Annotated in this window: 11 protein-coding genes and 1 riboswitch; of the genes, 9 read left to right on the top strand and 2 right to left on the bottom strand. The window is 64.7% G+C overall.

Annotation, left to right across the window (positions count from 1 at the left end; genetic code table 11):
• The first annotated feature begins 4 nt into the window (after positions 1-4).
• The 5 genes from Q7P63_13890 (at position 5) to Q7P63_13870 (ending at position 5373) form a co-directional block, all read left to right on the top strand.
• Positions 5-715: an SDR family NAD(P)-dependent oxidoreductase gene (locus tag Q7P63_13890; GenBank protein MDP0501181.1), complete on the top strand. Its 711-nt coding sequence runs from the start codon at positions 5-7 to the stop codon at positions 713-715.
• A 76-nt stretch (positions 716-791) separates the two neighbouring features.
• A complete protein-coding gene (locus Q7P63_13885) occupies positions 792-1232 on the top strand; it encodes an arsenate reductase ArsC (GenBank protein ID MDP0501180.1) in 441 nt (146 codons plus the stop codon).
• Positions 1229-2296 carry an ACR3 family arsenite efflux transporter gene (arsB, locus tag Q7P63_13880; GenBank protein ID MDP0501179.1) on the top strand — a complete coding sequence of 356 codons (1068 nt, stop codon included), beginning with the start codon at positions 1229-1231 and terminating at the stop codon, positions 2294-2296. The genes Q7P63_13885 and arsB overlap by 4 nt, the downstream gene beginning before the upstream one ends.
• A 316-nt stretch (positions 2297-2612) precedes the next feature.
• Positions 2613-4115, top strand: coding sequence for a DUF1800 domain-containing protein (locus tag Q7P63_13875; GenBank protein ID MDP0501178.1), 1503 nt, complete (start codon positions 2613-2615; stop codon positions 4113-4115).
• Between the two features lie 19 nt (positions 4116-4134).
• A complete protein-coding gene (locus tag Q7P63_13870; protein MDP0501177.1) occupies positions 4135-5373 on the top strand; it encodes a DUF1501 domain-containing protein in 1239 nt (412 codons plus the stop codon).
• Positions 5374-5403: 30 nt separating this feature from the next.
• Here Q7P63_13870 and thiE read toward each other — a convergent pair whose 3' ends face one another.
• Together thiE and thiM are read right to left on the bottom strand one after the other, a co-directional pair.
• The gene (gene thiE / locus Q7P63_13865; GenBank protein MDP0501176.1) at positions 5404-6024 is read right to left on the bottom strand and encodes a thiamine phosphate synthase; all 621 of its coding nucleotides are present in this window, start codon (positions 6022-6024) and stop codon (positions 5404-5406) included.
• Entirely contained in the window at positions 6021-6827 is an 807-nt protein-coding gene (gene thiM, locus Q7P63_13860; protein ID MDP0501175.1) for a hydroxyethylthiazole kinase, read from the bottom strand. The genes thiE and thiM overlap by 4 nt, the downstream gene beginning before the upstream one ends.
• A 53-nt stretch (positions 6828-6880) precedes the next feature.
• Positions 6881-6977, bottom strand: a riboswitch (TPP riboswitch).
• A gap of 228 nt (positions 6978-7205) precedes the next feature.
• On the opposite strand from thiM, the gene ileS reads away from it, so the two are divergent.
• From ileS to Q7P63_13840, 4 genes are read left to right on the top strand one after another with little or no spacing between them, the layout of a single operon-like run.
• Complete coding sequence (ileS, locus tag Q7P63_13855; GenBank protein MDP0501174.1) at positions 7206-9968, top strand: isoleucine--tRNA ligase; 2763 nt, start codon at positions 7206-7208, stop codon at positions 9966-9968.
• 42 nt (positions 9969-10010) lie between these two features.
• Entirely contained in the window at positions 10011-10958 is a 948-nt protein-coding gene (locus tag Q7P63_13850) for a TraR/DksA C4-type zinc finger protein (GenBank protein MDP0501173.1), read from the top strand.
• A gap of 11 nt (positions 10959-10969) precedes the next feature.
• Positions 10970-11464 carry a signal peptidase II gene (gene lspA, locus Q7P63_13845; protein ID MDP0501172.1) on the top strand — a complete coding sequence of 165 codons (495 nt, stop codon included), beginning with the start codon at positions 10970-10972 and terminating at the stop codon, positions 11462-11464.
• The gene (locus Q7P63_13840) at positions 11461-12375 is read left to right on the top strand and encodes a phosphodiester glycosidase family protein (protein ID MDP0501171.1); all 915 of its coding nucleotides are present in this window, start codon (positions 11461-11463) and stop codon (positions 12373-12375) included. Before lspA ends, Q7P63_13840 begins: the two co-directional genes overlap by 4 nt.
• Positions 12376-12889: the final 514 nt, after the last annotated feature.

The following is a 12889-nucleotide window of genomic DNA, read 5'->3' as shown; positions in this document are numbered from 1 at the left end:
CGGCATGACCCGCTCCGAACCCGTCTTCCGTGCCCTCGTTACCGGGGGCAACCGTGGCCTTGGCCTCGCCATCGTGCACCAGCTCCTCACGCAGGGCTATGAAGTGCACGCGCTCAACCGCAGTGCCAGCGATTCGTTGAAGGACCAGCAGGCGCAGTTTCCGGACCACCTCTTCCTCTACGAGGCGGATGTGCGCGACGAGGACTCGGTCAAGCGAGCGGTGGCGCAGGTGGCCGAGCGGGTCGACGGGCTGGAACTGATTGTGAACAACGCCGCCATCCACCCCGACCCGGAGCGCGTGCCGCTGGAGGATGCCGACTTCAGCCGCTACCTGGAGGCATTCGACATCAACGCCGTCGGCCCCCTGCGGGTGCTGAAATACGCCCTCTCCCTGGTGCGCAAGGGTCGCGAGCCGCGGGTCGTCAACATCAGCAGCGAAGCCGGCTCGTGCGCGGATAACTGGCGCAGCTCCGAATACGGCTATTGCATGAGCAAGGCGGCCCTGAACCGCGCCACCATGATCCTCCACGAGCACCTCAAGGACACGGGCGTGCGCGTCTTCGCGATGCACCCGGGCTGGTTCAGCAGCGACATGGGCGGGCAAAAGGCTCCCATCACCCCCGAAGACGCCGCCTCCAACATCATCAAGCTGTTGACCGGGCCCGCGCCGCAAGCCCTCTACGTCGGCCCAGACGGCCAGCCGATGGCCTTTTAGGAGGTGCTCGATTGAATATTCCATCACCGGAATATTCCCCTTGCATTATATAGCGTGAGCGACCAGAACCGAGGACATGCAGCGTCCTCGCGTTTTGATCCTCTGCACGGGCAACTCGTGTCGCAGCCATCTGGCGGAAGGCATCCTTCGCCATGCGGCGAGCGATCTCTTCGAGGTGCACAGCGCCGGCTCCAAACCGGCAGGCTACGTGCATCCGTTTGCCGTCAAGGTGATGGCCGAGATCGGCATCGACTTGAGCGGCCATACATCGAAGCACCTCGACACCTTCCTCGACCGCGAGATCGACACCGTGATCACCGTCTGCGGCAACGCCAACGACGTGTGCCCGGTCTTCCCGGGGCAGGTGCGGCGCTACCACTGGGGTTTTGAAGACCCTGCGCATGCTACGGGCAGCGAAGAGGAGGTGCTGGCGGTCTTCCGCGATGTGCGCGACCGCATCCGCCTGACTTTCGAGGCTTTTGCCGCCGGTTATCGTCAAGCCCAGGAGGCCCGATGAGCGACGCCGCAGCCTGTGCCCCTTGCCGCCGCTCGCTCGGCTGGCTCGACCGTTTCCTGACCGTCTGGATCTTCGCCGCGATGGCGGTCGGGGTGGCGATTGGCGTCATCTGGCCCGGAGTGGCGGACGCCATCGACGCTCTCTCTATCGGCACCACCAACGTGCCCATCGCAGTCGGCCTGATCCTGATGCTTTACCCGCCGCTGGCCAAGGTGCGCTACGAGGAGCTGCCCCGCGTGTTGCGCAACCGCCGGATTCTCGGTCTTTCGCTGCTGCAAAACTGGATTATCGGCCCTGCGCTGATGTTTGGGCTCGCGGTGCTCTTCCTGCGCGACCACCCGGAGTATTTGACCGGCGTCATCCTGATCGGCCTCGCCCGCTGCATCGCGATGGTGCTGGTGTGGAACGAGCTGGCGGAGGGCGACAACGAATACGCCGCCGCGCTGGTCGCCTTCAACAGCGTGTTCCAGATCGTGTTTTTCAGCGTCTACGCGTGGTTCTTCCTCAGCGTTCTGCCACCGTTTTTTGGCCTGCAGGGCAGCGTGGTCGACATCACCATGGGCGAGGTTGCGCAAAGCGTGCTGATCTACCTGGGTATCCCGTTTTTTGGCGGCATGGCGACCCGCTGGATCGGGCTGCGCCTGAAGGGCCGCATGTGGTATGAGCAGCGTTTCCTCCCCCGCATCGCCCCCCTGACGCTCGTCGCGCTGCTCTTCACGATTGTGGTGATGTTCAGCCTCAAGGGCGACCGTATCCTCGCGCTGCCGGGCGATGTGCTGCTGATCGCGGTGCCGCTCACGCTCTACTTCCTGCTCATGTTCTTCGTCAGCTTTGGCATGGGCAAGCTGGCCGGGGCGGACTATCGCCAGAGCACCACGCTGTCCTTTACCGCAGCGAGCAACAACTTCGAGCTGGCGATCGCGGTGGCCGTCGCCGTTTTCGGGCTCAACTCGGGGGCTGCCTTTGCCGCCGTGATCGGCCCGCTGGTGGAGGTGCCGGTAATGATCGGCCTCGTGAGCGCCGCCTTCTGGCTGCGCCGGCGGTGGTTCAGGCCTTCGCAGTAGTGGCACCCACTCCGGGGTGCGTTCTCCGATCCGGGAATACCCGGGGTGTCGGTCCGCCAAGGCTGACCTCAACCCCGGGCTAAGATCTGGCAAGCCGCTGGCTTGCAGGATGATCCAGCATCCTGAAGGGATGCCATCCCTTAGCCTGCAGTTGAGGTTCGCAAAGCGAACCGACACTGCAGGAAATGTCTACCCCCCAAATGCACCCCGAAGGGTGTGCCACTCCGGCATAGACAGAGGAATCTACCTGCCCACTGCCGCGCAACCGTCCCGATTGGCGGGGGTTTAATGGCGGAGTAACCTCCTCTTACTGGCCATGAGTGATTCGGAAATCCGAGCCTTCACTCCCGCCGAGGCTTGGGCGCCTTTGCCCGAATCCCAGTGGAATGAAGCCAACGCAGCCCACCTGCTGCGTCGCCTGGGCTTTGCCGCCCCACCCGAGGCCGTCCGCCATGCCGTGCAGACTGGCCTCCCCGCCACGCTCAAGCGCTATTTGGGAACCGCGCTTTCGATGCCCGAGCCTGAGTCGTTCCCCGAATTGCGGGTGAGTGCGCAGGAGACCTACGAGGGGCTCGATGAACTGGAGCCGCGCGAAAAGCGCATGGCGCAGCGCGAACTCCGGCGCGACGGGCGCGAAGTCTTCTTCCTCTACGAGGTCGACTGGCTCCAGTTTGCGCGGCCTTTCGAGCGCCAGCCCTACGAGAAGTGGGTGCTCTTCCTGCAAGACGTGTTTGTGGTGGGCTCGCCCAAGGTGCAGGACCCGCTGGTGCTCTACGCCTACCAGGAGTTGTTGCGCCAACGGGCGACGGGATCGTTTGGCGACCTGTGCAAGGCCGTCTCGCGCTCGGCTGCGATGGTGCGCTACCTCGACCTGAACGGCAGCAAGAAAGACGCGCCCAACGAGAATTTCGCCCGCGAGTTGTTCGAGCTCTTCATGCTCGGTGAAGGCCACTACACCGAGCACGACATCAAGGAGGCCGCCCGCGCCTTTACCGGCTATCGGGTGCGCCGCGACGGCACCTTCACCTTTGCCCGCCGACAGCACGACGAGGGCGAAAAGACGATCTTTGGGCAAACGGGCCACTTCGACGGCGATGCGGTGATCGACCTCGCACTGCAACAGCCTGCCGCCGCCACCTTCCTGCCCGGCCAGCTTGCCGCCTACTACCTCGATGCCGACCATCCGCTGCCGGAAGCCCACCTGCAGGCGCTGGGCGAGATCTGGCGCGAGTCGGGCTTCAACCTCCGCACGCTGGCGGACACGTTTTTCGGCAGCCAGTTGTTTTACGCACACCAATTTCGCGGCAACTACATCAAGAGCCCCCTGCAGTTCTACCTCGGCCTGTTGACCGATCTGGAGCTGGACGTGCCGCCTTTCCCCGAAATCGTCCACCGCAGCCTGCGCGGCATGGGGCAGGCCTTCTTCATGCCGCCCAACGTGCGGGGCTGGGTTTATGGACGCAACTGGATCAACGCCAGCACCCTCGCGGCGCGTCGGCAAGCCGTGCAGTGGGTCTTCTCTCCGCTCGACGAAGAGAAGATGAACGCCGACGACCTTCGCCGCCTCGAAGAGGCCCGTGCGGCCGGTCGGAGCGAGCTGAAACTGACCCGCGAACGGCTCCAGCCACTGCTGAAGCTCAAGGACGAGGCCGTGCTGGATCACCTGGTCGAGCGCCTTTACGGCCAGCCCCTGCCCGCCCCGCAACGGCGCAGCCTGCTCGCCTATCTCCAGCAGCCGGGCGAAAAACCGGGCCGCGGCGAACGCATCCGGCAGCTCGCGATCACGCTGCTGCAGGGGCCGCAGTATCAGTTGTGCTAACCTTTAGCCCCCTTTTCGTATGAACAACGCCCACGCCATCTGCCCCTGCACCCGTCGCGAATTCCTCGATGCGGGCGTGAAGGGGCTCGGGCTGATCGCCTTTTCGCAGTTCGCCCCCGCCTTTCTCACCCAGGCCGCTGCCGCCAAGCTGCCCGGCGCGGAAAAAGACCGCACCGTGCTCGTGCTCATCCAACTCGCGGGTGGCAACGACGGGCTCAATACCCTCGTGCCTTACGCCGACGACCATTACCACCGCCTGCGCCCGACGATCGGTCTCAAGCCCAAGGATGTGCTGAAGCTCGACGACCACCTGGGCCTGCATCCGAGCCTCCAGCCGCTGCTCGCCCTGCGCGATCAGGGCCAGTTGGGCATCATCCAGAACGTCGGCTATCCCAACCCCAATCGCTCGCACTTCCGCTCGACCGAGATCTGGGAAACGGCTTCCGACGCCGACGAGACGGAATATACGGGCTGGCTGGGCCGCTACCTCGACAACGCCTGCAATGGCCGCCCCGAGAGCGACCCCGAGGCAATCCACTTCACCGATCAGGTGCCGCAGAGCTACTTCAGCCAGGATACGCACCACATCTTCAGCTCGCGCCCCACCGGCCGTTACGGCACCAACCAGCCGAATCGAGACCTGCTCAAAAGTGTGGCCGAGGCGCCGCTGGACGAAGACAACGCCGCCTACCTTTCCCAGACCTTGATGGACGCGCTGGTGACGGAGGAAAAGATCGAGCGTGTCTTCCGCCGCTACAAGACGGAGGTCGATTACCCGCAAAACCAACTCGCGCAGTCGCTGAAACGCATTGCCGCGCTGATCTCGGCGGGCATCGAGACGCGGGTCTACTATGCCTCGCTCGGCGGCTTCGACACGCACAACAATCAGGCGCAGCAACACGCGCGGCTGCTCGGCGAACTGGCGGGCGCGATGCAGGCCTTTCAGCAAGACCTCGACCGCAAGGGTCTCTCCGATCAGGTGCTGACGATGACCTTCAGCGAGTTTGGCCGCCGCCCGAGCGAAAACGACAGCAACGGCACCGACCACGGCACCGCCGCCCCGCTCTTTGTCATGGGCAGCCAGATCAAGGCCCCGCTGCTCGGCTCCCCCGCAGACCTCAATCTGCAGAAGAATCAGGACCTCACCTTCTCCACCGACTTCCGCAGCGTCTACGCCACAGTGCTCGACCGCTGGTTCCAATGCGACCAGGCCGAAGCCGTGCTCGGTCGCAAGTTCGACCGGCTGGAGTTTATTTAAGGGGAGCTGAAAATGCAAGGCCTCTTCCCCTTACTTCAGTGCCAGGAGTGCGCGGGCGGCGGCTTCGGGGTCTTGAGCGTAGGAGAGGGCGGAGACGACGGCCAGGCCGTCCACGCCGGTCGCGAACACGTCGGGGGCGTTGGTTGTGTTGATGCCGCCGATGGCGACCGTCGGCAGCGGGCTGCGCGCGACAAGGCGGCGCAGGGCTTCGAGGCCGAGCGCCGGAGCGGCGTCGTCTTTGGAACCAGTGGGGAAGACCGGACCGAGGCCGAGGTAGTCGACCAGATCAGGCTCCACCTCGTCCAGCTGCTCCGGGGCGGTGATGGAGAGGCCGAGCAGGCGGTCGGGGCCGAGCAAGCGGCGCGCGACCGCCACCGGCAAGTCGTTCTGGCCCAGGTGCAGCCCATCGGCCTCCACGGCCAGAGCGAGGTCGAGGTAATCGTTGACGATCAGGGGCACGCCGTAAGTGGCCGTGAGCTGGCGCAGGGCCAGACAGGTATCGTAGAGCTGGCGGCGCGTGCCAGTGGTGGAGCGGTATTGCACGACCGTCACCCCACCCTCCAGCGCGGCCTCGACGCCTTCGAGCAGGCCAGCGGCGTAGCGGTCGGGCGCGTCCGTCACCAGATAGAGGGTGTAGTCGATGGGCTTCATCCGAGGCGGGTGCGGGCGTTGAGGGTGTCGGCGTCGAGGGCATCCAGCGCATCGAGGAACGCAATCTGGAATGAACCGGGGCGCTGCGCCCGCTCGGCGGCAACTTCCCCGGCCACGCCGACGAACACCGCCGCCGCGAGCGCCGCCACCAGAGGCGATTCCGCTACCGCAGTGCAAGCGGCCACGATGGCACCTTGCGCGCAACCGACACCCGTCACGCGGGTCAGGAGGGGGTGGCCGTTGTGACAGGCACAGACGGTTTGGCCATCGGTCGCGTAATCCACCGGGCCCGTCACCAGCACGACGCCACCGCTCTGGGCGGTGAGCGCCTTGGCCGCATCGAGAGCCGCTTCCGCCGGGTCGCCACTGTCGACGCCACGGCCTTTGCCCTGCATCCCGGCCAGCGCGATGATCTCCGAAGCGTTGCCGCGAATGATCGCCGGGCGCTGCGCCACCAGATCGCGCGCCAGGGCCGTCCGCACGGCCAGCGGGCCGACGGCCACGGGATCGAGCACCCACGGCTTTTTCGCGGTCACGGCGCTGGGCACCGCACGACGGATGGGCGCCTCTTCGGCCTCTCCCAACGTGCCGACATTGACCAGCAGAGCGTCGGCCATCGCCGCAAAGGCCTCGGCCTCCTGCGGATGCTCGACCATCGCCGGAGCGGCGCCGAGGGCCAGCAAGGCGTTGGCGGTGAAGTTTTTGACGACCCCGTTCGTGAGGCAATGCACGAGCGGCGGGTGGGCGCGCAGGCGCTGGAGGACGTCGATCAGCTCGGCGGTGGTGGGGGTGGGTTGCGGCATGGCGGGCGGTGGGGTGAGGCGAGGCGGGCTGCCCCAGTGCCGCCGATGCGCTCGACCGCTGCCGGTGACAGTCCCTTCGCCGGCATGATCCGGAATCAGGTTCGACGGGTATATTCTCAGCCCGGTTGGCGGGCACCCCGTGTCACAATTTCTGCGTCCAATATGGCCCCTCGATCCGCCCATGTCAAAACGAAGGAGCATCGCGTCAAGCGGCTGCCTGCGCCTGCTCCCGCCCCTAAGGCGGTCGTTCACCTGCCCCTTGGCCCAGCTCCTGCTAATACTAAATCTGCTCCAAATGCGCGGCTTAGCTTGACATTTGGGTGTAGATTCCCATTTTCGGCGGCTTCGTGCGCCCCAGCCCGCGCCGGATCCCTTGTTATGGCCGACTTTAAGGACACTCTCAACCTCCCGCAAACTTCATTCCCGATGCGCGCTTCGCTGGCCCAGCGCGAGCCGGAACGCCTCTCCCGCTGGGAGCAGGACAAGCTGTATGAGCGGGTGATTGCGGAGCACGCCAGCGACACGCCTTTCGTCCTGCACGACGGCCCGCCCTATGCCAACGGCAACATCCACATGGGCCACACGCTCAACAAGGTGTTGAAGGACTTGATCCTGCGCTTCCAGAGCATGGCCGGCCACCGCTGCGATTACGTGCCCGGTTGGGACTGCCACGGCCTGCCGATCGAGCAGCAGGTGCTCAAGCAGGTGGGCGACAAGATCCACGACATGGAGCCGCTGGAGCTGCGCAAGCTGTGCCACAATTTTGCCATGAAGTGGGTCGACACCCAGCGCGACCAGTTCAAGCGCCTGGGCATCCTCGGCCAATGGGAAGACCCTTACCTCACGACCAACCCGCAGTACGAGGTGGGCATCCTGCAGGTGCTCGAAGCCCTCGTGCAAAAGAGCCTGATCTACAAGGGCTTCAAGACCGTCTCGTGGGATCCCGTTTTCCGCACCGCCCTCGCCGAAGCCGAGATCGAATACGAGGAGCACGAATCGCCCTCGATCTACGTGGCGATGCCGCTGAAGAACGCCAGCGCATACCCGAGCCTCGCAGCCGCCGGCGTGACCGAAGCCAGCTTTGTCATCTGGACGACCACACCGTGGACGATGCCGGCCAACCTCGGCATCTCGCTGCATCCGGAGTTTGACTACATCGCGCTGCAGGCGGGCGAACAGACCTACCTGATCGCCGAAGGGCTGCGCGAAGCCTTTGAAAAGGCCTGCAAGCTGGAAGACACCACCGTGCGCGCCAAATTCAAGGCCACGGAGTTTGACCGTGCGCTCGCCCAGCACCCGATTTTTGACGACAAGGACAGCCTGGTGATGCTTGGCGAGCACGTGACGCTCGAACAGGGCACGGGCTGCGTCCATACCGCCCCCGGCCACGGTGCCGACGACTTTATCATCGGCCGCGCCTACGGGCTGCCGGTCTTCTGCCCCGTCGATGCCAAGGGTTGCTACACCAACGAGTACCCGGCGATGGAGGGCACCTTCGTCTTCGACGCCAACCCGAAGGTGGTCGACTTGCTGCGCGAAAAGGGCCTGCTCGTAGGCTATCGCAAGATCAAGCACGACTACCCCTACTCCTGGCGCTCCAAGCAGCCGATCATTTTCCGCGCGACCGAGCAGTGGTTTGTCGACCTCAGCTCGCAGATCCGCGACCGCGCCCTGAAGGCCATCGACGAGGAAGTGGAGTGGATCCCCGCGTGGGGCCGCGACCGCATCCGCGGCATGGTGGAGCGCCGCCCGGAATGGTGCATCAGCCGTCAGCGCCACTGGGGCGTGCCGATCCCGGCCCTGCGGCAGAAGTCGACCAACTCCAGCGTGCTCGACGCCGCCGTGGTCGCCAAGTTTATCGCGCTGGTGGCCGACAAGGGCACCGACGCCTGGTACAGCGAGCCGCTCGAAAGCTTCCTGCCCGAGGGCTGGGACGCCAACGACTTCGAAAAGGAGTTCGACATTCTCGACGTGTGGTTCGACTCCGGTGCCAGCCATACCGCCGTGCTCAAGCCGCGCGACAACCAGAGCTACCCGGCCGACCTCTACCTCGAAGGCAGCGACCAGCATCGTGGCTGGTTCCAAAGCTCGCTGCTGCTGGGCGTGGGCGCGCACGATTCCGCCCCGTTCAAGGCAGTGCTCACGCACGGCTTCGTGCTCGACGGTAAGGGCGTCGCCATGTCCAAGAGCATGGGCAACGTGATCAGCCCGCTCGACCTGATCGAGAAATATGGGGCCGACATCCTGCGCCTCTGGGTGGCCAGCACCGACTACCGCAACGACGTCGCCCTCTCCGAGGAAATCGTCAAGATCACGGCCGACACCTACCGCACGATCCGCAACAGCCTGCGCTTCCAGCTGGGCAACCTCTACGATTTCGACGTTGCCAAAGACGCGGTCGCCCTCGACGACCTGCTGCCGCTCGACCGCTGGGCGCTGCATGAGCTGGCTACGCTGGTCGAAGACGTGACGAAGGCCTTCGCCTCCTACGAATTCCACCGCGGCTACCAGTACATCAACCGCTACTTCGTCGTCACGCTCAGCTCGCGCTACCACGACTTCCTGAAGGACCGCCTCTACACGATGCGGGCCGACGGCCTGGAGCGCCGCTCCGCGCAGACGGTGATCTATCACCACTTTGTGACGCTGACCAAGCTGCTCGCACCGGTGCTCGTCTTTACCTGCGACGAAGCCTGGAGCCAGGGCACCGAGGAAATCGGCCTGCCGAAGGGCTCCGTGCACCTGCAAGGCTACCCTCAAGCCCAGCCGGAGTGGAAAAATCCGCAACTGGCCGAGGATTTCGAGCGTTTACTCACCATCCGCGACCAAGTCAACGAACGCCTCGAAGCGCTCCGCACCGCCAAGGTGATCGGTAAGTCCACCGATGCCGCCGTCGAGCTGAAGGGCCCCGCCCAGGATGCCGACCTGAGCGTGCTGCAGCGCTACGAGAGCAGCCTGCCCGAGCTTTTCGTCGTCTCCCGCGTGCTCCTGGGCACCGACGAAGCCGCCGAAGCCCTGCAGATCGAAGCCCGCGAAGCCGAGGGCGAGCGCTGCCCGCGCTGCTGGCGTCGCGTTGACGAGCTTATCCACACCGAGGCGGGGGATGTCTGCCCGCGTTGCGCCGAAGCAATTGTGGGTTAAGATACAGACACTCTTTCCAACCTTTCTCCTTTCACACACATCATGCCTGCCAAGAAAGCCGCCAAGAAGATCAGCAAGACGACTTCCAACAAGCAAACGTCCCCCGCCGACGAGGAACAAATCGCCTCGCAGGTGGCCGGAAAAAGCGATGTTGACGAAGCGACTGCCGCGGCGAGCGACGAGACTTCCAGCGATGTCAAGGCCGCAGCCGGAGCCGTCGCGCGACGCAAAGGTCGCAACACGCCCGCCATCTTCAAGGTGCCCGCCCGCAAGTCCGCCCCGGTAATGTTTACGCTGGAGGACGTGCGCGAGGTGCTGAGCAAGCGCAAGACGGCCAAGAGCGACCCGACCGCCGCGCCCGATGTAGCCCCCGATGCCGTCAAGGGCGCACCCGCCGCGAGCCAGCCCGCCGCCGCCAAGCCGGTCGACGACACGCCCGCGCAGGCCACCAAGCGCAACGCCGCCTCCCTGGCCGATATCCTCGGCTTCAGCCTCGGCGGCAGCACCGGCGGCTCGACCGTCGTGACCCCGAAGGGGGAGCGCAAGGTGCCCGAAAAGTGGAAGAAATACCACAAGCTGCTCGTCGAGCTGCGCGACAGCGTGCGCAACGAGCTGAGCGAGCACTCCAACGACACCCTCAAGCGCAGCCAGAAGGAAGACACGGGCGACCTCGCCACCAGCGCCGACTCCGGCTCCGACAACTTTGACCGCGAATTCGCCCTCAGCCTCCTCTCGACCGAGCAGGAAGCGCTGAAGGAGATCGAGGCCGCCATCGAGCGCATCTACAACGGCAGCTATGGGGTGTGCGAGATCACCGGCCACAAGATTGCCGACGAGCGCCTCGAAGCCGTACCCTTCACCCGCTTCTCCCTCGAAGGCCAGCGCCAATACGAGTCCACCTCCCGCCGCCGGGTGCAGCGCGCCGGGGCCTTCCTCAACGAAGGCTCTGCCGACAATGTGTCGTTTGGCGACGACGACAGCGATAGCTAAGCGCCGCACACATGACGCGGCTGTTGCGCTACCGATGGTTCTGGGGAGTGGCAGGGGTAATCCTGCTGCTCGATCAACTGACCAAGATTTTCATCGCACGGTTCTCCGGGCTGCCGCTGCATGATCCGCAGGGAGGCTGGGAGATCATCCCCGGCTTCTTCCGCATCGTCTACAGCGTCAACTACGGCGCCGCATGGGGCATGATGGCCGGCATGGGCTGGCTGCTCATCCTGTTGGCCGCCGTGGCGCTGATCGCGATCTACGCCTTCCGCCATGCGCTGGAAATGCGGCAGCGCGGCATGCAAATCATCTTCGGGCTCATCGTAGGCGGCATCCTCGGCAATACCATCGACCGTGTGGCGCACGGCTACGTGATCGACTTCCTCGACTTCGACCTGCAGTTCTACCAATGGCCCACCTTCAATGTGGCCGACTGCGGGATTGTGGTGGGCATCTGCCTTTATCTCTTGTGGTCTTTCCGCCCTCAGCCCAGGGTTGAGCCGTGAGCCGCCGCCACTGGTCACTGCCCGGAATCCTCGCCCGAGGGTTCGTCGGCCTCGCCCTGCTGGGCGTCTGGGCCCTGATGGGGGTGGCGAGTGCGGTCTTCTGGTATTACGAGCGGCCCCAGCCACCGGCCGTCTCACGCGTCGTCGAGCCCGGCATCACCTACACACGGCACGTGATCGAAGGACCGCTGCCACAGGTGATCCACGTGGCCACCATCGACCTCCACCACCCCGGCATCTCGTGGTCGATCACCCGTCCGCTGACCACCGAGCAAGGCCGCCCTCCCCTGCTGGCCCAGACGGTCGAGGAATACGCCAAGGCCAGCGGCGCAGCGGTGGCCCTCAACGGCGATTACTTTACGCCCTGGCACTTCCACAGCCCGTTCGACTATTACCCGCGCAGCGGCGATCCGGTCGACGTCAACGGCTTTGCCATCTGGGGTGGCCAGCTCTACGCCAGCACGGTCGAAGAGCGCCCCATCCTCGTGCAGATGCACACCGGCGAAACGGTCATCAGCAGCGAGATCCCCGCCGGCTCACTGCTCGCCATCTCCGGCTACCCTTGGCTGGTGATCGACGACCAGCCGCTGCAGGAGGCCGACGCCCCCACTTATTGGCTGGATCGCAACCCGCGCTCGGCCCTCGGCCTTTCCGAAGACGGCCGCTTCCTTTACCTCGTCGCCAACGACGGGCGCCAACCCGGCTACTCCGCCGGCCTGACCCTGCCCGAGCTGGCGGCCTTCCTGCACGAGCTGGGCGCCTACCGCGCCTTCAACCTCGACGGCGGCGGCTCCACCGCACTCGTCATGGGCGGCTGGTTCGGCCCCCACGCGGTCAACTCCCCCGTCCACAGCTACATCCCCGGCTGGCAGAGACCAGTGGCGAACCATCTGGGCGTGTTTGTGGAGTAGGAGGGAGAAAAAGCTGTTTCAAACCGCCGTTCGCACCCTACTCCGAACAGGCGATAAGCTTGACCTCGGCCCAACTGGAAGTAGGATAACCTCAATGAGAAACGAGGAGCCGTGCCTGCGGCCCCTCGGAGAGCTACGGGTCAATACCCTTACTCATCTCGCTGCTTAGTGATCGACCCGACTGCGACAACAATCAGGAAGATCATGAGCAGGATCAGGAACAGAGCCACAAGGTAATCCATTCCGACCTCCTTTCCCATTGAGGTTACCACGAAGCCCCCTGTTGACAGCAGGGGGTTTTCCGTATCGTTACGGAAAGATAACCGCCAACGGCTTTAATAGGGGCGAAGCACCTCTCCCTGTCGAGGACAAACGGATCTTTTGCAGACCTTTATATGCAGCGGGCACCCCTCAATGCCAACGGGATATATATCTCACTTCCAGCAAGACAAGCGTTGCTTGCGAGACATGGCACAATCATGCCTCGCAAGCAGCCTAGCGTCAAGTCGCCCCG

It is taken from the genome of Verrucomicrobiota bacterium JB022 (assembly GCA_030673845.1).
Lineage (GTDB): Bacteria > Verrucomicrobiota > Verrucomicrobiia > Opitutales > Oceanipulchritudinaceae > WOUP01.
The sequence above is the reverse complement of the archived record's forward strand: the minus strand, read 5'-3'. Positions and strand labels throughout refer to the sequence as shown.